Genomic DNA, 19,331 nt, shown 5'->3' on the forward strand with positions numbered 1-19,331 from the left:
GGGTCAGTCGCGGGGCCAGGATGCTGCGAGCTTGCCGAGCAGCCGGACGAGTTCCGCGCGCTCCTCGTCGCTGAAATCGGCGAGCGCCGCGGAGAGGCGCTCCCGTCGCTCGCCGCGGAAGTCGCCCGCTCGCCGCCGCCCCTCGGAGGTCAGCGCGATGCGCGTGCGTCGAGCGTCGTCGGGGTCGGCGTCGCGTTGGGCGAGTCGCAGCTCGACGGCCTGCTGCACCAGGCGGGATGCCCGGGGCTGATCGACGCCGATGGTCTCCGCGATCTCGCTCACCGAGAGGGGCTGCTCGGCGTGCACGAGTGCGTCGAGCAGGCGGATGCGTGCGGGGGCCCCCGCGAGCCTGGCGGCCGGGCCGAAGCCGCGCTCGCCCCGCATCCACGGCGGGCCGGGCATGTCCGCGTGGGGACCGTGCGCGTGAGGCCCACCGGGGTGGTGGCGCCGATGCGGTCCTCGACCGCGCATCTGCGCGAAGGCGGCGAGCAGGGCGTCGAGGTCGCCGGTCGGGTCGGTCACCCCTCGACGATACCGCGTCGAGCCGGATACATGTCACTTGACATGCGTCGGCATTGCATGTCACACTGCATGTACTTGCACCATGACATGCAATGGTCATCACGGACAGTCCGTCGGTGACACGACGTCCCGAAAGGACACCCCATGAACACCTCAACCAACGACACCCTCGGATTCCGCCTCAAGCTCGTCCACCGCCTCTGGGCGCGCGAGCTGCACGACAAGCGGGTCGAGGCCGGCCCCGATGCACGACGCGACGAGATCGTCGCCGCCGTGCAGGCCCGCGTCTCTGCCGCCGTCCCCGAGGAGGACTACGACACCCTGCTGCGCTCGCTCGACGCGATCGCACGGGAACTCGGCTGGGACGAATCCCAGCCGATGCCTCCCCGCCCTGATCGCGGCCACCGGCGCGGCCCGTTCGGACGCGGCTTCGGTCGCGGGTTCGGCGCCGGATTCGGACCCGGGTTCGGTCCCGGCCACCGGTTCGCGCACTCCGACGCCGAGCACGACGAGCCCCACGGGCACGGCCACCACGGTCACCACGGCCGCGGCTGCGGCGAGCGGCGCGGTTCCGCGCAGCATCCCGCCGTCGCCGAGGCCTTCGAGCGCGGCTTCAGCCGCGGCTACGAGCAGGCCCAGCGCGACTGATCGTGGTCAGTTCCCCTTCGCGCCGGCGTCGGACGATCCGACGTCGGTGCGGTGGAAGTTCTGGAACGAACGGGATGCCGTCGGCCCCCGCTGCCCCTGGTACCGGTTCTTGTACGGGCCGGTGCCGTAGGGGTTCTCGGCGGGCGAGGTCAGGCGGAAGAAGCAGAACTGCCCGATCTTCATGCCGGGCCACAGCTTGATCGGCAGGGTCGCGACGTTGGCGAGCTCGAGCGTCACGTGACCCGAGAACCCGGGGTCGATGAACCCCGCGGTCGAGTGGGTGATGAGCCCCAGGCGGCCGAGCGAGCTCTTGCCCTCGAGGCGTGCCGCGACGTCGTCGGGCAGGGTGATCTGCTCGAACGTCGCCCCGAGCGCGAACTCGCCGGGGTGCAGGATGAACGGCTCGTCGGGCGCGACCTCGATGAGGCGCGTCAGCTCGGGCTGATCCTCGGCCGGGTCGATGAACGGGTACTTGTGGTTGTCGAACAACCGGAAGTACCGATCGAGCCGCACGTCGACGCTCGAGGGCTGGACCATCGCCGGGTCCCACGGGTCGAGGCCGATACGGCCACCGTCGATCTCGAGCCGGATGTCACGATCGCTGAGCAGCACGCGGCCAGCCTACTGGCCGCGGCCCGCCCGCATGCCCGCGCGTCCGGCCGCTCGGCTACCTGCCGAATGCACGACCGCCGGGGCGTGTGTTGTCACCACGGGGCTTCGAGGCCACAGCAGCCCCACCGGTCGTGCACACGTCACCGGGCCGCGCGTCAGCGCGCGCTGCGGACGACCGAGATGCTGCGCGGCGGGACGACGACACCGGATGCCGCAGCCTCCCCGACGAGCACGTCGCCGACCACCGGCGCCACGACCTCGTCGTCAGTGCGGTTCGAGAGGAACACGTACCGGGCGGCGGCATCCCCGCGCTCGATGACATCGAGTCGGCCGGCGGCGGACCGCGGATCACCGGCAAGCGCCTCCAGCCCGAGGCCCGCGAGCACCACCCGCACGCCGTCCCGCCCGATGTCAGCCGAGACATACGTCGCGCTTCCGCCGCCGGCCAGGCGCCGGCGCGTGACCGCGGCCGCCCCCGCGAGGTCTCCCTCGGTGTAGGTGTCGAGCACCTCGACGTCGTCGCCGACGTGGACGATCCGCTCGGTCCAGCCGCGGGCCACGGCTCCCGAGGCGAGCGCGACCTGCTCGTCCGGGAGCAGCGGCACGAACTCCTCGACGAGGATGCCGAGCATCTCGCGCAGCGCCCCGGGGTATCCGCCGAGCCAGACGCGGTCGTTGGCGTCGACGATGCCGGAGAAGTACGTCGTGACGAGGTGGCCACCGGCATCCGTGTACGCCTCGAGACGCGCACGCAACTCGGACGGCATGACGTGGAGCACCGGCGCGATCAGCACCTCGTATCCCTCGAACGATGCGCCGACAGGGATGACGTCCGCGCGGACGCCGAGGTCGAGGAGCGCGCGGTACCAGGCGAGGGTCTCGTCGTCGTAGGCGGGCGAGTCCGACGGGTGCGCGTCGCGCCCGCTGACCCACCACGACTCGTAGTCGAAGACGATCGCGACGCGCGCCTTCTCGCGGCGCGAGCCGTGCACGGGCGACAGGTCGCGGAGCGCGCCGCCGAGCGCGACGACGTCGCGGAAGACGCGGCTGTTCTCACCCGCGTGCGGCACCATGCCGGAGTGGTACCGCTCGCCGCCGGCGCGCGACTGGCGCCACTGGAAGTAGCAGACGGCGTCGGCGCCGTGTCCGACGTGGGTCAGCGCATCGCGGACGAGCTCACCCGAGCGTTTGGGCGGGTTCACTTCGCGCCAGTTCACGGCGCTCGTCGCGTGCTCCATGAGGAACCAGGGCAGACCACCGGCGATGTTGCCGGTGAGGTTCGCCCAGAACGACAGGTCGTCGCGGCCGTGCTCACCCGGGCGCAGGTAGTGGTCGTTCGAGACGAAGTCGACGTCGGGCACCCACGACGGGTAGTCGATGTCGCGGACGTTCTGCGCGACCATGAAGTTCGTCGTCAGCGGGATGCCGGGGGTCACCTCGGCGAGCACGGCGGCTTCGGCGCGGAGGTGGTCACGGACGGCATCCGACGAGAAGCGCTCGAAGTCGAGCTGCTGCCCGGGGTTGCGGATCGTGGGCGCCGAGCGAGGCGGCAGGATCTCGTCCCACTCCTCGTAGTGCTGGGACCAGAACGCCGTGCCCCACGCGTCGTTGAGGGCGTCGATCGTGCCGTACCGGGCTTCGAGCCAGACGCGGAACGCGCGGGCGGCGTCGTCGGAGTAGTCGTAGAGGTTGTGGCATCCGAGCTCGTTCGAGATGTGCCACGCGACGACGGCGGGGTGGTCGCCGTACCGCTCGGCGAGCGCCCGGACGAGACGCAACGCGTATTCACGGAACACGGGCGACGTGGGCCGCCAGTGCTGGCGCGCGCCCGGCCAGAGGATCGTGCCGTCGACGGTCTGCGGCAGGATCTCGGGATGCCGCCGGGCCATCCACGACGGCGGCGAGGCGGTCGCGGTGGCGAGGTCGACGTCGATGCCGTTCGCGTGCAGCAGGTCGATGATGTCGTCGAGCCACGCGAAGTCCCACTCACCGGGGCGCGGTTCGAGCAGTCCCCACGAGAAGATGCCGAGCGAGACGATGTTGACGCCCGCCTCGCGCATGAGTCGGACGTCGTCGTCCCAGACCTCGCGCGGCCACTGCTCGGGGTTGTAGTCGGCGCCGTAGCGCATGGTCCCGGGCTCCTGCGAGCCGTCCTTCACCCAGCGATAGTTCTGCACGCAACCACGCTAGCTCAAAAACGTGCACCTGCACGGTTTCGCGTGATCTAGTGTTCGACTATGACCGATGCACCGGCCCGCGGACCGTACGCGAAGTCCGCCGCGCGGCGCAGCGAGATCATCGCGACCGCCACGGCCGTCTTCGGCACGCACGGGTACCGCGGCGGATCGCTCCGGCAGATCGCGAAGCAGCTCGATCTCGGCCTGACGACCGTCATGCACCACTTCCCCACGAAGGTGTCGCTCCTCGCCGCGGTCCTCTCGCAGGAGGATGCCGCCGACACGGACTTCCTCGACCGATCCGCCCGCGACGGCTTCATCCCGACGGTGCTCGCGATCGTCGAGCGGAACATCGGCCGGCGCGAGCTCGTCCGCATGTTCACCGTGGTGCAGGCCGAGGCGACCCACGCCGACCACGAGGCGCACGCGTGGCTGCAGGCGCGCTACGCGTCGGTGATCCCCGACTACCGCGATGCGATCGAGCACGACCGCTCGCTCGGTCGCCTGGCGACGACGCAGGACGCGACGATGCTCGCGGATCTCGTCATCGGCACGTGGGAGGGCATCCAGGTGCGCTGGCTCGCCGACGACACCGATCCGGTCGCCGCGATGCATGTCGCGCTCGAGGCACTGCTCCAGCCGACGGCGGGCTGACCGCGATCAGCGGCGCGGGTCGATCATCGTCATCCCGGCGGGCGACGCCGAGTCCATGACCGGCAGGAGCTCGGCTGCCTGCTCGAGCGACACCGTCCGCTCGATGAGGTCCTGCGGGCGGAGCGTTCCACGGACGATGAGCTGCAGCATCCCGGGATAGTCCTCGGCCGCCATGCCGTGACTGCCGAGGAGGTCGAGCTCCCACGCGATGGCGCGCGCGAGCGGTGCAGGGGTGAGACCGGATGCCGAGGGCAGCAGCCCGACCTGCACGTGCCGGCCGCGGCGGCGGAGGCTGTGGATCGCGTCGGCGCAGGTCTGCTCGCTGCCGACGGCGTCGACGGAGACGTGCGCGCCGCCACCGGTGAGCGCATTGACGGCCGCGGGAACGTCGCTGCCGTCGGCGACGATGACCTCGTCTGCACCCAGCGACCGCGCGACGTCGAGCGCCGCGGTCGAGCGGTCGACGGCGACGACCTTCGCGCCGAGCGCCTTCGCGATCATGACGGCGCTGAGTCCGACGCCGCCCGCCCCGACGATGACGACCCACTCGTCCGTTGTCAGACGGGCGCGCGACGTGAGCGCGCGATAGGCGGTGGCGAAGCGGCATCCGAGTGCAGCGGCAGAGGCGAACGAGATCGACGCGGGGACGGCGACGAGGTTGCGGTCGGCGGCGTGGACGACCACTCGCTCGGCGAACGATCCCCCGTGGGTGAACCCGGGCTGCTGCTGGTGGGGGCACACCTGCGCGTTGCCGCTGAGGCACCATTCGCACCGGCCGCATCCGCAGACGAACGGCACGGTCACGCGATCGCCGACCGTCCAGCGTTCGACGCCCGAGCCGACCTGGGCGACGATGCCGGCCAGCTCGTGGCCCGGGATGTGCGGCAGCGCGATGTCGTCGTGCCCTGCCCAGGCGTGCCAGTCGCTGCGGCAGAGGCCCGTCGCGTGGACCTCGATGACGGCGCCGCCCTCGGGGGCGGTCGGCTCGGGCACCTCGGTGACCACGAGGGGTCCTGCGATCTCTGCCATCACCATCGCGCGCATGCCTCGATTCTGCCGCGCGGCGGTGGTGCGTCAGGACCGGGTCAGGTCGACGAGCACGGCGATGACGTCGTCGAGGACCGCCGGGCGTGCGCCGGGCCGGAAGACGACTCCCATGTCGCGCGCCGCCCGGGGATCATCGATGGGGCGTTGCACGCAGCCGTCGAGCGGATGCGGCACCTCGGGGCCGAGGGCGATCCCGAGTCCCGCCGCGACGAGACCGTGCAGGGTGCGGAGGTCGTCGCCCTCGAACGCGATATCGAGCGCGGCACCCTCGGCGGCGAACAGCTGCTCGAGGGTGCGGCGGAGCCCGTAGCCGGGCTTGAGGGTGACGTGCGTCTCGCCGACGACGTCGGCGAGGGTGATGCGCGCAGCCGTCGCGAGCCGGTGCCCCGCGGGCACGACGGCGACGAGCGGTTCGTCGTAGAGGTGCACCGTCTGGCCTGCGGGATGCGTCGCCGCAGCGCCCGACACGATCGCGAGGTCCGTGCGCCCCGAGTCGAGCTCGGCGAGGCACGCATCGCGGGCGCCCTGCCAGAGCTCGACCCGGATGTCCGGCCGCTCCTCGCGCAGGCGACGGACGAGCCGCGGGACGAGGTGCTCGCCGAGCGAGTTCTGGAACGCGAGTCCGACCGTCGAGCGCGCGCCGTCGAGTGAGTCGAGGGCGTCCTGCGCGGCGCGGAGCGAGACCCGGACGGCGGGCAGCATCCGTCGAGCGGCATCGGTGAGACGGATGCCGCGCCCGTCCGGGATCACCAGGGCAACGCCGAGCCGCGCCTCGAGCTGCCGCAGGGCGCGGCTCACGGTCGGCTGCGGCACGCCGAGCGACTCGGCGGCCCGCGTGACGTGCTCGTCGTCGCCGAGCGCCTCGAGGAGGGGCAGGTGCGGGAGGAGGTCGGTCAGGCGATCACGACTCATTCGGGAATGCTATCGGTGCACGTCGTTTGCCATTGGATCCGTATCTGACGGATGCCTACCGTAGAGCGAGTGACGACTGTCGGCATCCCTCCCCTCACCGCATCGCCGCGGCGGCTCGGCGCAGCGATGTGGACGACGGGCATCGCGACGTTCGGTGTGCTCTATGCACCGCAGGGGCTGCTGACCGGCATCGCCGAGACCTACGTCCTCACCGCCGCCGACGCGTCATGGGTGGTGTCGGCGGCGACCCTCGGGCTCGCGCTCGCGATCCTGCCGTGGGCGCTCGCGGCAGATCGATTCGGTCGGCGACGGATGCTGCGGGCCGCCGCCGTGGCCGCCGCGGTCATCGCCATCGCGTCGCCTCTGCTGCCGGGGTTCGCGGGGCTGCTCGTCGGGCGGTTCCTGCTCGGGGCGGCGCTCGGCGGCATCCCGGCCCTGGCGGTCGCCTATCTGCACGAGGCTGCCGGGCCGCAGCGAGCGGGCGTCGCCGCGGGAGCGTACGTGGCGGCGACGAGCGTCGGCGGCCTCGCAGGACGGCTGGTCGCCGCACCCGTGGGCGAGCTCGTCGGGTGGCGCTGGTCGCTGGAACTGCTCGGCACCCTCGCCGCGGCGCTGACGATCGTGTTCGCCGTGCTGCTGCCGGCGACCGAGGCACATCGCCCGGTGCCGCTCCGGCGAAGCCTGCGAATCCTGGGACGGCAGGCCGTGAACCCCCGGGCGCTGCCGCTGTACGCGATCGGGGCGATGGTCGTCGGCGCGATGGTCGCGGTGTTCAACGCCCTCGGGTTCCGGCTCGAAGCCGCGCCGTACTTCCTCTCGGCGGCCGCAGTCTCGCTCGTGTTCCTGACGTACCTGTCGGGCACGGTGACCTCGCGGATGTCGGGCGCCCTCGTCCAGCGCTTCGGGACACGGATGCCGCTGGTCGCCGGTGGCCTCGCGATGACGGTCGGCGCGGCCGTGACGCTGGCGAGCAGCGTGGTCGTCATCGTGCTGGGCGTTCTGCTGATCACGGCGGGGATGTTCCTCGCGCACGCGACCGCGAACGCCGCGACCGCACGGGCCGGTGGATCGGGTCGGCAACACGCCGTCGCGGTGTACAGCGTCGCGTACTACCTCGGCTCGAGCGTGCTCGGAACGGTCGGCGCGGCGGCGTGGACGACGGGCGGGTGGTTCGCGTTGGCCGGGCTCGTCGCCGTGCTCGGGGTTCTGGTCGTGGTCGCTTCCGTCAAGGTGCGGGACTAAGTCCAGCCGGTTCGCTACAGTTCCGGGCATGAACAGCTATGGAGATTACGCAGGGCTCGGCGTCGGTCTGATCATCCTGATGGTCGTCCTCTACGTGGGCTTCATCGCCCTCATGATCTGGGTGGGCTACCTCATCCAGCGCACCGCAGTGAAGAACGGGATGCTGCGCGCCATGCAGGAGAGCGGGATGACTTTCGCCCCGCGACCCGGACCGCCGTACCCCGGAGCGGTAAACCCGGGCGCTCAGCCCCCGCATCCCGGCCAGGCGCCACAGGTGGGTCAGCCGCCGCGTCCCGCCCAGCCGCCGGTGGGAGGCCAGCCGCCCGTTCCCCCGACCACGCCTCCGCACACTCCGCCGGTGCCCCCGACGAGCGAGTGAGCGCCACGACGGACGGACGCCTCCGAGCCTTGCTAGGCTGACGGGGTGCCTCCGGGCGCACGGGGCTGTAGTTCAATGGCAGAACTTCTGCTTCCCAAGCAGATAGCGCGGGTTCGATTCCCGTCAGCCCCTCCACAGTTCCCCTCTGTCTCACGAGGGGCGCCCGAACGAGATCGCTGTGGGCTGGGCTTCCTGCGACGCAATACAGCACTGGCCACGCCTCGTCGAAGAATGCAGGAGCCATCAGTCCAATCTCGGCCAGCCCGCGCAAGGGCTCGCAACCGAACGCGCGCGGGCATGCACACGACACGCCTCGAGCGCGCACTGCTCTCGCGCCGACCGGCTATCGTGCGGCGCGACCGCAGGCCGTCTGACCTGCCGCCGTTCGCCCACTAGCGTCACCCCGCCGTGGCGGCTCCCTAGGGTGGTCCTGTGGCTGACCTAGTGCGCGAGGATGACCTAGACGACGAGTCCTACCAGATTCGAGAGGTACTAGCGCAGTACGGCGCGGCCATGTATCAAGCGCAGGTTCTAGAGAGTGGACTGATCAACGTCCTTGCCATCGCCGAGGGAAACGGCATCCCCAACGCGACAGTCCGTGACTTCGACGCGGTCATCGACGCTGCTTCACGGAAGACGATGGGCGCCCTGCTGCGGAAACTTCAGCCACATCTCGGCAGCGACACCGAACTAGTCGAGGATCTTCAGGCTGGCCTGCGGCTACGCAATCGTCTGGCCCATTCCTTCTTCGGTGAATACTCGGTCGGCTTCACCCGCCCGGAGGGTCGTGAGTCGATGCTCGTCGAGCTCCACATTGCGATCGAGCGCTTCGAAGGACTTGATCGGAGGCTCGACCCAGTGCTCGGACGATATCTCGACGCCCGCGGCATCGACGAGGCAGGGCGGTCCGAGCTTCTTGCTGCCGCGCAGACTGAATTGATCCGCAGGTATGAAGAGGAAGAACGCGGGCAATAGTCGCCGCGCTTCTCGGGGAATCTGTCATTCCCAGTGTGCGCCAAACGCACGGCCACAGACCGGCCCGCGTGCGGCCGGGCGTCATCGCGAGGGGCGCTCCGGACGTGGCCAACTCCTCTGGTGGCATGTCGGGTCCACCGTGCCTGAGTTCGCGACAGTTCCGGGCCGCGCGTCTGCCATACTCGGCCACGTGGAGGACGGAATGGACTGGGCGACGGTGCTCGACGATCGCACCGGCTGGCTGCTGCCTGGCGTGCATGAAGTCGAGATGGAAGACGTCTACCGTGAGTTCGCGGCGGACGGCGGAAGCGATCGCCGCACGGCCTGGCTGGCGCTTGAACAACTTCTCACGCACCTGAAGGAGCTCTTCCCCAGCGGCAGGCTGCTGCTCGCCGGCACCTTCGTGTCCCGACAGGGAGGCCCGTGCGAGGCCCTCGAGGTTGCGATCATTCCCGATGAGCCGAGCGCGATGGAACATTGGAGCGACAACGAGGAGCACCGCTTCCAGTTGTGCATGTCGCTCCACGATGTAATCGTCGCTTCACTGGGGCCCGAGTACTTCGAGGTGCTGCACCCGTTTGGCGGGCGGATGGAGTCCTATTTCGTAGTGCCCAAGGATGCCGATCAAGTCGTCATGTGGATGGGTACCGTTACCCTTCCGACAGGCGACGATGTCCCTGGGTATCGAGGAGTGGTGGAGGTGGTCTGGTGATCCGCGACGAGATCGACAGTCTCCTTTCCACGATCGGCACCAACACGCGCGTTGACAAATATCGACGCGGCTCGCTCCTCGCCCTCAGGAAGAAGTTCAGTCCTCCCACCACACAACTGCGCGTCGACATCGACGGCCCCGTGACTGCGACGATCATCGCGAACGTCACGTCCGCGCTCCAGCGGGCCACTGCTCTGGCAGCGAAGGCGCTGCTGTACCCGTCGAACGCGGCCATCACCGTGCAGGCCGGGCTTCTCGATCGCGCACCGCTCGTACCGGTCGGGCAGTCTCGGGGCACGCTCTATTTCGAGTTCCCCACGACCGATGTCGACCCTGACGCGATGGAGCGTTCTCCCATGGCTCACCTTGCCGAAAGCGCCGTGCGGGAGCTGATCGAGATCCTTCCTGAGAACTCCGACGATAGTCAGACCCTCCGCGCGCTCCCGCTCCGCAGGCCGCAGTACAGGTCGGCGGTGAAGTCGCTTGCCGAGGCCCTAGGCGGTACGTCGTCGATGTCGATGTCGCTGACCCCCACAGGCGAGTCAGAGCAGCAATACTCCGTGCTCACGATCGAACAGGCCCGAGAAGTCCCTGATCTCCTTTCCGACGCTCAGGACAAGAAGGACACGCTGACTGTCTACGGAATCATGGATGGCATGCGTACCCGCCGCCGCTTGTTCTACATCGAAGAACGAGACAGCGGCCACGAATTCTACGGCGCAATCGATGAATCACAACTGTCGACCGTGATGGAACTGGTCAGCCAGGCGGTGGTCGCGCGCATCGAACGACTCGTCACGCTGCGCGCTGACGGGTCGAAGTCTCACCCGAGCTACTCCCTGATCTCCGTGGCGCCGGATACGCGCTTGCTGTAACGAACGCTGGCGAGCTTGCGATCGCGAACCGATTCGGGACCGCTCGCACGCGGAGAAGCTCCGTAACCGCGCCATGTTCGACGCAGGATCAGCTATCCACCGCACGCCCGGGCAGGGTTACCTACTTGCTCGTGGGGAGCACCGCGAGCAGCCTCATGCCGATGCGAATCTGGCAGTCGTCCTTCACAAGGGGCGTCAAGGCAGCGGTGAGCTCGTCTAGCGCTCCATGTGGCCGGGCCTCGCCCGCAAGGGGTCGCTAGGGACGACGACGGCGGTCCGCTGCTTCCAGGCGTAACCGTTCCAAAAAATTCTCCGAAAGAGCCCAGCCATCAGCTCGACGGCGCACAAGAGCCGCGATCCGGGCCTTTTGATCCGCGATGGTACGAGACACCTGAAGGACCTCCACTACCGCATCGATGATCTCATCACCGGTCAACCTCGACTCCCAGTTAGCCACTTCGACCGCCGCCGCGGCCCGTGCGCGCTTCAGGGTGTCTCGCGGAAACATGAGATCCGCGACCAGGTTGGGGTGGGCGTCCATGACGATTTGAGCCTGCGCAGTGCGCCGATTCGTAGTTTCGCCTCGAAACGCGGGCGCTTCGAGTATGAGCTCAAGCAATTTCTGACTCGCTGAGCGGCTACTCACTAGCCGCAACTCGTGGCCAACTCGGTCGATTCCCCGCGCTTGATACTCCGCAAGCTCCTCTTCCTCGGTGAGATCGTCGTGCCACCGAGCAGTAGCGAGCCACTCCCATATCAGGCCATCCGCGGCCCATCGCAGAGAGACGCTTACCAGCTCGCCATCGTGGTCCTCCGCGATCCGTCGAAGGCTCTCGTTGGGCGCGTCGAACTGCGATGCATCAAAAGCCTCGGACGCGAGGAAGGCCACCTTCGGCGAACTGAGCGACACAATTTCGACGAGCTCGTCCACGCCTACCTGCGGGTAGGCAAACAAGATGTCCGGCCCCCTGGACGTGACCTCGGCGACTGACACAGGCACGCCTGCGTCAGCTGCGCCGCTACTGACGCTCACAGCGAGGTCATTCAGCTCCACTCACTAAACGTATATCGCCTACCGCATGCCGACTAGAGTGCAGACCACAGCCTGGACAATCAGCACCGCAAGGGAAATTCGTGCATCCACGTACCTGGGTTGAAGGCAACGAACTCTGGGCTCGGTTCTGTGAGGCTCACGAGGCAGCCGTCGCGGCAGAGTCCGATGTCGAGATTCCTCGCGTTCGGATCGACAAGATCGTTCGCGGCGCGGATGAACTCGAGTCATCCGTCACGCAGGACACGGGCATCATGCAGCGACTGTGTGAACTCGACCCCGCCTTCCTCGACGAAGACGGTTTGGACCTTCTCGACACTCTCCTCGGCCGACCGATGGATGAATGGGAAGACGACGCTACTGACTTCACTCAGCGATATGGGTCCGCCGGTTTTCTGATCGCCCCCGCCATCTACTTCGCGGGCGTCGAGCAGCAGGACCGCGCCCACGACGGGGAGGCGGGCCCCTACACCGGCGAGTATCTTCGCGAGCCTGAGGATCAGCGGCAGCGACTGCTGCACCGCGTGGGCGGAGTGCCGACAACCGTCCCCGGCGTCGACACACCTGACTCCGTGTTCCTGATGCAGGTCGACCTCCTGTGCCTTCACGACGCCTTCTCGTGGGACGAGTCCATCGCGTCGTTCCTGGAGGATTCGCTGCTCCCTTCTGGTGGCGTGCTCCAGCTGTTCCACACCACGACGGGCGACAGCACCACGGACCCCTTTCTCCGCGGCGGCGGTGCGCAGGTCCTCCACCTGCCCGAGACTCAACTCCGGGATCGCGATGATCCCCGTCTTGAGGCGACCGATTATCCAGTCAGCCTCCCTTCCCCGTCTGTCTTTCCGACCTTCGCGCTCGCCAGTCGCCGCGAGGCCGACACCGACCTCGCGGTCAGCCTGCAGAACGAGGCAGACCGCGCTGCGGGCCTGCGGGGTGGTGTCGACGTCCCGACGCATCGGCATCAAACTGCGCCGCGGTGGAGTCGCATCCTCGGGCTTCCGGACCTCTCCTATGGTCTGGATGATGGCGACCGGGACGTCCTGAAAAAGGAACTTCCCCTCAGTGGGGACGACCGCCACGTCCTCCTCTTCAACCTCGCCTCCGACCGCCAGTTCGATGGCGTGTTCGGAGACGGCGGGCGACTCGAGGTCTGGATGAGAAGAACTGATCTCGCGGAGGCACGATTCAGCGAGGTCGTCTCTTTCCTGAGATCGCCGTAGCGAGGGTGGCGATGACGTGGATCCTCAGCGCGAGCCACGCCGCGGTTACAGCCTCTGATCAGGGGCATCCTTCGACTAAGTGTCGGCAAAAATGAGAATCGCCACCCACCAAACGGCCTTGCCCGCAAACGTCTCGCCGCTCCGTAAGTAGCGCCAAGGTGGGCACACCCTGGCCACATATTGATCACAAGCACCCTGATCCATCCTGCATGCTGATTACGCATCCGCTGGTCTACTTCGCATAGTTCCGGGCCCCTGCGAACATCCCCGCATCACCACGGAGTCGATAGCGCGGGTTCGATTCCCGTCAGCCCCTCCACTTGTCACTTCTCACTCGAGTACGGACACAGAAGCCTATGGATGGCTACGGTGAACGACATGGGCTGGAACGATCGCGTACCGCAGGACCGGGCCACCGCACAGATCGTCATCGTCTTCGGTGGCATCGTCATCGTCCTCAGCGTGCTGCTGCTCTTCTCGATCATCGCGAACGGCGACCCAGGACACCTCAGCCGCCGCGGCATCCCCGTGTGGCTTCTGACCGTCCTCGCCGCTGCTTTCGGCGGGTGGCTCATCTGGAAGGGCGTCGCCATCTGGCGCGCCGATGAGCGCCGCGAGAAGTAGATCGGAGGTCACCCCGCGTCGGCATCAGTCTCGTCCTGCGGCATCCGCGGCTGGCTCGCCAGCCACATCGACCGCCAAAAGGCGACCTGGAACACGACGAACGCAACGATCCACAGCACCATCCAGAGCGAACGAAGCGGGCCTTCACCACTCGCGAAAAGGGCGATCGATCCGATCCACACGACCAGGCTGATGATCTGGACCAGCCGAAGCCTGCGGATGCTTCCCATGGCGTCACCATAGGGGTCGAATGGCGTCGTGACGAGACCGTCCCCTAGATGTTCGCGAGGACGGCGAGCGTGAGCACGAGGACGACGACGGAGAGCGTCAACACGGTCCAGCCCCACCGAGTCGACCCCGTGGCGATCGGGGGCCGGGAATCTTCGACGCCGAGCCGCTCTCGTATCTCGGCGGCCTCCCACTCCAGCCGGTCGCGGTGCTCGAAGTTGGCGTAGTTGCACCCGAGGGACAGCCGCGACACTTCGATGAGCTCCACCCGGGTCTCTTCCAGCCGCTCGCGGTACCGCTGAGGCCCGGGATCCGCGGATGCCGGGGTCATCGCCCCAACGTAGCTGCCGGCCGCTCCGCGGCATCCACCTCGTCAACGGTCCCGACACTGTCGTATGCGTCGAACAGTTCCGGAGAGCCCCACACGGTCTTCGACGCGGTGCCATCCGGCCACAGCACGATGACGTCTGCCGGTCCGAGCCACACTCTGCTGATCTCGATCTTCCGCCCGTCCGTCAGGACGAACCGAGTCGACTGCGTCTGCCCACCGGCGAGGTCGTCCAGGGCAGACGGGGAGGCGTCGGTCACCGGCATGTCGGAGTACGCGCGCACGAACTCGCTCAGGACCTCAGGATTGTCGATCGTCAAGCGCTCGATCGTGTCGGGCACGTCACCCCACGGGTACTGGTAGTACTCGACGGAGGCGACGTCGTCCGCCGAGATCCCGAGCGACTTCTCCGCCGTCGGAGCGCATCCGGCGAGCAGGGTTACGCAGATCGCGCTTGCGGCCAGAGTCGCAATCTTGGTTGTTTTCATGTGAGACGAAACCTCGTGTGTGATCCGACCGTGGCCCCACTCAGGACGATGTTGGTGTATTCAGCCCAACCGTAATGGGTGATCGGATACCCGCTGTTGGTTTCGCCATCTGCAACAACGGCGTGGGCGGTCTTCTTCTAGTTCGAGGTTGCCCCTCTGATCGTCCGCACGGCGCGTGCACCGCGACCACCTCAGACGAGGCTCGCGACCAGTGCCTCCACCCGCCCGCGGATGTCGTCGCGGACCTCTCGGACGACTTCGATCGGCTGGCCGGCAGGGTCGGTGAGCGCCCAGTCTTCGTAGCGCTTGCCGGGGAAGATCGGGCATGCGTCGCCGCATCCCATCGTGATGACGACATCGGCGTGACGGACGGCGTCGGTCGTGAGGATCTGCGGCACGGCGCCGGTGAGGTCGATTCCTTCTTCTGCCATGACCGCGACGGCGTTGGGGTTGATGGCGTTGCCGGGCTCGCTCCCTGCGGAGAAGACGTCGATGCGGTCGCCGGCGATGTCGCGGAGGTATCCGGCGGCCATCTGCGAGCGGCCGGCATTGTGGACGCAGACGAAGAGGACGGCGGGCTTGGTGGTGTCGGTCATGAGTGCTCCGGTCAGCGAGTGGTGGTGAGGGTGGCGAGGAGGATGTCGACGCGGCGGGCGATGTCGTCACTGATGGCGGCGACACCCTCTGCGGAGGCGAGAGCGGGGTCGCCGACGGTCCAGTCTTCGTAGCGGACGCCGGGGATGATGGGGCAGACGTCTCCGCAGCCCATGGTGATGACGACGTCGGCAGCCCGGACGGCATCGTCGGTGAGCGGCTTGGGGAATCTGAGTTCCTGGTCGCCGTCGGGGATCAGCTCGTCGAGGAGGGGCTGCACGTTCGGGTGGATGTCGTTGGCCGGAGTAGAACCGGCGGAGCGGGCGATGACGGCCCCGGCGGAGCGCTGGTTGACGAGGGCCGCGGCGAGCTGGGACCTGCCGGCATTCGCCACGCAGACGAAGAGCACCTGCGGGAGCCCGGTGTCGCGGTCGCGCGTGATGTCGATGAGCCGCTGACGCGCGAATCGCTCGGTGAGTGACAGCAGGTGGGTTTTCACCCGGGCAGCCTTTGCGAGCGACGTGTAGGACTCGCGGACGATGGTCGCGACGAGCCCCCCGCTGAGGCTCGGGTAGAGCCCGCCGAGAGCTTCGGCGAGGTGGGTGAGGGCGTCGTCGACGTCTTCGAGCCCGGTGTGCTCGGGGCGGACGGTCGGGATGACGGCCGCGGGAGCGAACGAGTCGAGCAGGGTGGTGACGGCGGGGCGAAGTGCAGGGTCGATCCGGTACCAGACCCACGTTCCGCGTCGCTCGGATGTCAGCACGCCGGTGTCTCGCAGCACTTTCAGGTGGTGCGAGACGGTCGGCTGCGACACCTCCGCCAGCTCGGCGAGGTCGCACACACACGACTCCCCGCGGGCATCCGTGGCGATGGCGGACAGCATCCGCAGCCGCAGCGGGTCCGACAGGGCCTTCAACGTGGTGGCGAGGGCGGTGGCCGCCGCTTCCCCGATGGCGTGCGTTGACGAGGGTGCGCAGGTGTCGTCGTTCGTGGTGGAGGTGAGTGTGGAACTCATCGTCGAGTCCTTTCTATGACTGCTTCTGCAGAGAGCGCGTACGGGTCGGTGTGGAACCAGGTGCGCGCCGCCCACAGCGAGACGTAGACCAGGCCGACGAGCACCGGCACCTCGATGAGCGGTCCGACGACGCCGGCGAGGGCTTGGCCGGAGGTGGCACCGAAGGTGCCGATCGCGACGGCGATGGCCAGCTCGAAGTTGTTCCCCGCCGCGGTGAAAGCGAGCGTCGAGGAGCGGGCGTAGCCCAGGCCGAGGGTCTTCCCCGTGAAGAGGCCGACGAACCACATCACAGCGAAGTACACGAGCAACGGCACGGCGATGCGCAGGACGTCCACCGGCCGCGACGTGACCTGCTCACCCTGGAGGGCGAACAGCAGAACGATCGTGAACAGCAGCCCGTACAGCGCCCACGGCCCGATCTTGAGCAGGAACGTCTCTTCGTACCAGGCACGCCCCTTCCGGCGCTCCCCGATGAAACGGGACGCGAAACCGGCGATCAGTGGGATGCCGAGGAAGACGAGCACGTTCAGCGCGATCTGCCAGATCGAGACATCGAGGCCCTGACTGTCGAACCCCAGCCAGCCGGGGAGGACCGTGAGGTAGAACCACCCCAGGAGCGAGAACGCGACAACTTGGAACACCGAGTTGATCGCCACGAGGACCGCAGCGGCCTCCCGGTCACCGCAGGCGAGATCGTTCCAGATGACGACCATGGCGATGCACCGGGCCAGGCCGACGATGATCAGCCCCGTCCGGTATTCGGGGAGGTCGGGTAGGAACGTCCAGGCGAGAGCGAACATGAGCGCGGGGCCGGCGATCCAGTTCAGCGCGAGCGACGAGATCAGCAGCTTCTTGTCGCCCGTCACCGCGGCGACTTTGTCGTAGCGGACCTTCGCGAGAACCGGGTACATCATGACCAGCAGCCCGAGCGCGATCGGTACGGAAATGCCGCCCACCTCGAGGTGGGACAGCAACTCGGACAACCCGGGGACGAACCTCCCGAGGAGGATGCCCGCGACCATGGCGAGGCCGATCCACAGCGGCAGCCACCGGTCGAGCGTCGACAGCCGGCGGGTCGCTGGCGCAGCGACGCTCATGCGAAGTCCGCCTGAAGCGCGAGCTCAACCTCTTGAATCGACATGCTTCTATATTGACAGACACCTATCCAGGACGCAATCGTGACCCCATCCGTCCGCTTCGCGAAGCGGTCTCGCAGACGATCCGGCGATCAGAGCCACTTCTTGCGCTTGAAGATGGCGTGGAGCGCCACCCCTCCGAGCACCATCGCCACGACAGCCAGGGGGTAGCCCAGCGGCCAATCGAGTTCGGGCATGTGGGTGAAGTTCATGCCGTAGATGGTGCCGATGAGTGTGGGGGCGAAGAGGATCGCGGCCCACGAGGAGATCTTCTTGATCTCCTCGTTTTGAGCGAGTCCCGTCTCGGAGAGCTTTCTCGTCTCCTCGTTCTGAGCGAGGCTGGCCTCCGAGAGACGGCGCATCTCGTCGTTCTGCTGCTGAGTCACCAGTGTCGAGTGGACGGTGAGAGCGTTTTCCAGGAGCGACCGGAATCCGTCGACCCGCTCCGTGATCCGGATGACGTGATCCAGGACGTCGCGAAGTGACCGCTGCAGCTCGAGGTCCACGCGGTACTTGTCGGCGCCGCGCTGCAGCGCGTCGAGCATGTCGCGGAGCGGCCGGGTTGCGCGCTGGAAGGAGATGACCTCCCCCAGCAGTTCGTAGATCCGGCGCGACACCGCGGGATCCCCGGCGAAGAGCTGATCTTCGATCTCGTCGATGTCGTTCTCCAACCCCGCTGCCACGGGCGCGTAGCCGTCGACCACCTCGTCGAGGACGGCGTACAGCACGGCCTCCGGCCCCAGGGCCAAGAGGTCGGGGCTGGCTTCCAGACGCGATCGCACTCTGCCCAGATCAGGGTTCTCGGCGTGCCGAACCGTGACGACGAACTGCGGTCCGATGAACAGGTGAACCTCGCCGAACTCGACCACCTCACGGCTGTCGATGTACCGCGCCGGTCGCAGGACGACGAACAAGGTCTCGCCGAATCGTTCGAGCTTCGCGCGCTGATGTCCCTTCAGCGCGTCTTCGACCGCGAGAGGGTGGAGGTCGAACTCCCGCGCGACCGCGTGAACCTCGTCCGCATCCGGGCGGTACAGCCCGATCCACGCCATCCCCTCGCGTTCGTGCAAGAGCTCGAACGTCTCGTCGAGTGTCGTGGGGTTCCCGGTGCGTCGGCCGGCGACGTAGATCCCGTTGTCGATAAGTGCCATGTGTTCCTCCGTCGATGTCGACGGACGGTCAACCGCAGCAGCCACCGCAAGAACACGTGCCCGTGCGGAGAAGTCAGACACCCCGCGAGTGAGCCCGGCTCACCTCAGGGGAAAGCGGCACGGGCAACGCGAGGCGCAGCGACTATCACTGTCCACAGCTGCCTCCGCCCTCTCCGTGTCCTGCCGGGCCCTCAAAGACCCTCGGACACATTACCCCGTCGCTAAGCCTGTCCCTCAGCTGCGCCGGGGTCGGACAGACCGAGGGCGCGGTCGCGGAAGCTGGCGAAGTCGCCGAAACTCGACCCCAGAGCATGAGCGAGTTCCTCAGGGGTATGGACCCAGACGTTGGCGTCCGGATCGGGGAGGTCGCCGCGATCATGTGTGCCCGCGGGGACGATGTACATCGGTTCGCCCTGCGGGTTGATGATCATCATCTTCCCGGCCGCGCACAGCCCGAAGATGAACGTCACCTCTTGCTCGGTGAGCGTCGCGTGATCGATTCCCCCCGACACCGGCTCCGCCTGCGTCAGGGGATCGAGGTGGAGGTCCGTCCATTCGCCGTCGAACGTCAGCGCCTCACCGTCGGAAACGCGGACGAGCTCCCCGGTTTCCGCCGAGGAGGAGAGGCCCTCTGCCGCCAGAAACTCGGCCAGCCCGACCCGATCGGCGTCGACCACTTCGGGGTTGCTCACGCGCATGAACATCAGACCAAAGCCCATACGCGCACCCTACAACCCGGCC

General features: G+C 67.8%; 23 protein-coding genes and 1 tRNA gene. 9 read left to right on the plus strand and 15 right to left on the minus strand.

The window, feature by feature from the left end:
* Positions 1-3 precede the first annotated feature (3 nt).
* A complete protein-coding gene (locus ABQ271_RS13975; protein WP_349309338.1) occupies positions 4-522 on the minus strand; it encodes a MarR family winged helix-turn-helix transcriptional regulator in 519 nt (172 codons plus the stop codon).
* 144 nt (positions 523-666) lie between these two features.
* On the opposite strand from ABQ271_RS13975, the gene ABQ271_RS13980 reads away from it, so the two are divergent.
* Complete coding sequence (locus ABQ271_RS13980) at positions 667-1,170, plus strand: hypothetical protein (RefSeq protein ID WP_349309339.1); 504 nt, start codon at positions 667-669, stop codon at positions 1,168-1,170.
* 6 nt (positions 1,171-1,176) lie between these two features.
* Here the strand turns inward: ABQ271_RS13980 and dcd are convergent, their stop codons facing one another.
* Both dcd and ABQ271_RS13990 read right to left on the minus strand, forming a co-directional pair.
* Positions 1,177-1,782 (minus strand): dCTP deaminase, encoded by a 606-nt coding sequence (gene dcd, locus ABQ271_RS13985; protein ID WP_349309340.1) that lies wholly within the window; start codon positions 1,780-1,782, stop codon positions 1,177-1,179.
* Positions 1,783-1,937: 155 nt separating this feature from the next.
* On the minus strand, positions 1,938-3,959 hold the full coding sequence (locus ABQ271_RS13990) for a beta-galactosidase (protein WP_349309341.1): 2,022 nt from the start codon (positions 3,957-3,959) through the stop codon (positions 1,938-1,940).
* Positions 3,960-4,019: 60 nt separating this feature from the next.
* On the opposite strand from ABQ271_RS13990, the gene ABQ271_RS13995 reads away from it, so the two are divergent.
* The gene (locus tag ABQ271_RS13995) at positions 4,020-4,613 is read left to right on the plus strand and encodes a TetR/AcrR family transcriptional regulator (RefSeq protein WP_349309342.1); all 594 of its coding nucleotides are present in this window, start codon (positions 4,020-4,022) and stop codon (positions 4,611-4,613) included.
* Positions 4,614-4,619: 6 nt separating this feature from the next.
* Here ABQ271_RS13995 and ABQ271_RS14000 read toward each other — a convergent pair whose 3' ends face one another.
* Entirely contained in the window at positions 4,620-5,657 is a 1,038-nt protein-coding gene (locus ABQ271_RS14000) for a zinc-binding dehydrogenase (protein ID WP_349309343.1), read from the minus strand.
* Positions 5,658-5,687: 30 nt separating this feature from the next.
* Positions 5,688-6,572: a LysR family transcriptional regulator gene (locus tag ABQ271_RS14005; RefSeq protein WP_349309344.1), complete on the minus strand. Its 885-nt coding sequence runs from the start codon at positions 6,570-6,572 to the stop codon at positions 5,688-5,690.
* A 69-nt stretch (positions 6,573-6,641) separates the two neighbouring features.
* On the opposite strand from ABQ271_RS14005, the gene ABQ271_RS14010 reads away from it, so the two are divergent.
* From ABQ271_RS14010 to ABQ271_RS14035, 6 genes are all read left to right on the plus strand, one after another.
* The gene (locus ABQ271_RS14010; protein WP_349309345.1) at positions 6,642-7,814 is read left to right on the plus strand and encodes an MFS transporter; all 1,173 of its coding nucleotides are present in this window, start codon (positions 6,642-6,644) and stop codon (positions 7,812-7,814) included.
* Positions 7,815-7,842: 28 nt separating this feature from the next.
* A complete protein-coding gene (locus tag ABQ271_RS14015; protein WP_349309346.1) occupies positions 7,843-8,193 on the plus strand; it encodes a hypothetical protein in 351 nt (116 codons plus the stop codon).
* Between the two features lie 61 nt (positions 8,194-8,254).
* A tRNA-Gly gene (locus tag ABQ271_RS14020) sits at positions 8,255-8,328 on the plus strand.
* A gap of 297 nt (positions 8,329-8,625) precedes the next feature.
* Positions 8,626-9,168: a hypothetical protein gene (locus ABQ271_RS14025; RefSeq protein WP_349309347.1), complete on the plus strand. Its 543-nt coding sequence runs from the start codon at positions 8,626-8,628 to the stop codon at positions 9,166-9,168.
* A gap of 139 nt (positions 9,169-9,307) precedes the next feature.
* Positions 9,308-9,880: a DUF6932 family protein gene (locus ABQ271_RS14030; protein WP_349309348.1), complete on the plus strand. Its 573-nt coding sequence runs from the start codon at positions 9,308-9,310 to the stop codon at positions 9,878-9,880.
* Positions 9,877-10,755 (plus strand): hypothetical protein, encoded by an 879-nt coding sequence (locus ABQ271_RS14035; RefSeq protein ID WP_349309349.1) that lies wholly within the window; start codon positions 9,877-9,879, stop codon positions 10,753-10,755. Before ABQ271_RS14030 ends, ABQ271_RS14035 begins: the two co-directional genes overlap by 4 nt.
* A 256-nt stretch (positions 10,756-11,011) precedes the next feature.
* On the opposite strand, the gene ABQ271_RS14040 is transcribed toward ABQ271_RS14035, so the two are convergent.
* Together ABQ271_RS14040 and ABQ271_RS14045 are read right to left on the minus strand one after the other, a co-directional pair.
* On the minus strand, positions 11,012-11,809 hold the full coding sequence (locus tag ABQ271_RS14040) for a hypothetical protein (RefSeq protein ID WP_349309350.1): 798 nt from the start codon (positions 11,807-11,809) through the stop codon (positions 11,012-11,014).
* A 224-nt stretch (positions 11,810-12,033) separates the two neighbouring features.
* Entirely contained in the window at positions 12,034-12,885 is an 852-nt protein-coding gene (locus ABQ271_RS14045) for a hypothetical protein (protein ID WP_349309351.1), read from the minus strand.
* A 501-nt stretch (positions 12,886-13,386) separates the two neighbouring features.
* Here ABQ271_RS14045 and ABQ271_RS14050 point away from each other — a divergent pair.
* Positions 13,387-13,650, plus strand: coding sequence for a hypothetical protein (locus ABQ271_RS14050; RefSeq protein ID WP_349309352.1), 264 nt, complete (start codon positions 13,387-13,389; stop codon positions 13,648-13,650).
* Positions 13,651-13,658: 8 nt separating this feature from the next.
* Here ABQ271_RS14050 and ABQ271_RS14055 read toward each other — a convergent pair whose 3' ends face one another.
* The 8 genes from ABQ271_RS14055 to ABQ271_RS14090 form a co-directional block, all read right to left on the minus strand.
* A complete protein-coding gene (locus tag ABQ271_RS14055; protein WP_349309353.1) occupies positions 13,659-13,880 on the minus strand; it encodes a hypothetical protein in 222 nt (73 codons plus the stop codon).
* 44 nt (positions 13,881-13,924) lie between these two features.
* The gene (locus ABQ271_RS14060; protein WP_349309354.1) at positions 13,925-14,209 is read right to left on the minus strand and encodes a hypothetical protein; all 285 of its coding nucleotides are present in this window, start codon (positions 14,207-14,209) and stop codon (positions 13,925-13,927) included.
* Positions 14,206-14,694 carry a hypothetical protein gene (locus ABQ271_RS14065; protein WP_349309355.1) on the minus strand — a complete coding sequence of 163 codons (489 nt, stop codon included), beginning with the start codon at positions 14,692-14,694 and terminating at the stop codon, positions 14,206-14,208. The genes ABQ271_RS14060 and ABQ271_RS14065 overlap by 4 nt, the downstream gene beginning before the upstream one ends.
* Positions 14,695-14,885: 191 nt before the next feature.
* On the minus strand, positions 14,886-15,290 hold the full coding sequence (locus tag ABQ271_RS14070; RefSeq protein WP_349309356.1) for an arsenate reductase ArsC: 405 nt from the start codon (positions 15,288-15,290) through the stop codon (positions 14,886-14,888).
* A gap of 11 nt (positions 15,291-15,301) precedes the next feature.
* Positions 15,302-16,303 carry a metalloregulator ArsR/SmtB family transcription factor gene (locus tag ABQ271_RS14075; RefSeq protein WP_349309357.1) on the minus strand — a complete coding sequence of 334 codons (1,002 nt, stop codon included), beginning with the start codon at positions 16,301-16,303 and terminating at the stop codon, positions 15,302-15,304.
* Complete coding sequence (gene arsB / locus ABQ271_RS14080) at positions 16,300-17,400, minus strand: ACR3 family arsenite efflux transporter (protein ID WP_349309358.1); 1,101 nt, start codon at positions 17,398-17,400, stop codon at positions 16,300-16,302. Before arsB ends, ABQ271_RS14075 begins: the two co-directional genes overlap by 4 nt.
* A gap of 131 nt (positions 17,401-17,531) precedes the next feature.
* Positions 17,532-18,590, minus strand: a complete 1,059-nt coding sequence (locus ABQ271_RS14085; protein ID WP_349309359.1) for a magnesium and cobalt transport protein CorA — start codon at positions 18,588-18,590, stop codon at positions 17,532-17,534.
* A 221-nt stretch (positions 18,591-18,811) separates the two neighbouring features.
* Complete coding sequence (locus tag ABQ271_RS14090; RefSeq protein WP_349309360.1) at positions 18,812-19,309, minus strand: hypothetical protein; 498 nt, start codon at positions 19,307-19,309, stop codon at positions 18,812-18,814.
* Positions 19,310-19,331: the final 22 nt, after the last annotated feature.

It is taken from the genome of Microbacterium sp. MM2322, assembly GCF_964186585.1.
Taxonomy (GTDB): Bacteria; Actinomycetota; Actinomycetes; order Actinomycetales; family Microbacteriaceae; genus Microbacterium.

Bases quoted from the DNA above. Each gene is read 5' to 3' on its own strand.
- ABQ271_RS14005 (WP_349309344.1), bottom strand. From the start codon at position 6,572: ATGAGTCGTGATCGCCTGACCGACCTCCTCCCGCACCTGCCCCTCCTC.
- ABQ271_RS14090 (WP_349309360.1), bottom strand. From the start codon at position 19,309: ATGGGCTTTGGTCTGATGTTCATGCGCGTGAGCAACCCCGAAGTGGTC.
- ABQ271_RS14015 (WP_349309346.1), top strand. From the start codon at position 7,843: ATGAACAGCTATGGAGATTACGCAGGGCTCGGCGTCGGTCTGATCATC.
- ABQ271_RS14065 (WP_349309355.1), bottom strand. From the start codon at position 14,694: ATGAAAACAACCAAGATTGCGACTCTGGCCGCAAGCGCGATCTGCGTA.
- ABQ271_RS14050 (WP_349309352.1), top strand. From the start codon at position 13,387: ATGGCTACGGTGAACGACATGGGCTGGAACGATCGCGTACCGCAGGAC.
- ABQ271_RS13995 (WP_349309342.1), top strand. From the start codon at position 4,020: ATGACCGATGCACCGGCCCGCGGACCGTACGCGAAGTCCGCCGCGCGG.
- ABQ271_RS14085 (WP_349309359.1), bottom strand. From the start codon at position 18,590: ATGGCACTTATCGACAACGGGATCTACGTCGCCGGCCGACGCACCGGG.
- ABQ271_RS14075 (WP_349309357.1), bottom strand. From the start codon at position 16,303: ATGAGTTCCACACTCACCTCCACCACGAACGACGACACCTGCGCACCC.
- ABQ271_RS14070 (WP_349309356.1), bottom strand. From the start codon at position 15,290: ATGACCGACACCACCAAGCCCGCCGTCCTCTTCGTCTGCGTCCACAAT.
- ABQ271_RS13980 (WP_349309339.1), top strand. From the start codon at position 667: ATGAACACCTCAACCAACGACACCCTCGGATTCCGCCTCAAGCTCGTC.
- ABQ271_RS14060 (WP_349309354.1), bottom strand. From the start codon at position 14,209: ATGACCCCGGCATCCGCGGATCCCGGGCCTCAGCGGTACCGCGAGCGG.
- arsB (WP_349309358.1), bottom strand. From the start codon at position 17,400: ATGAGCGTCGCTGCGCCAGCGACCCGCCGGCTGTCGACGCTCGACCGG.
- ABQ271_RS14000 (WP_349309343.1), bottom strand. From the start codon at position 5,657: ATGCGCGCGATGGTGATGGCAGAGATCGCAGGACCCCTCGTGGTCACC.
- ABQ271_RS14055 (WP_349309353.1), bottom strand. From the start codon at position 13,880: ATGGGAAGCATCCGCAGGCTTCGGCTGGTCCAGATCATCAGCCTGGTC.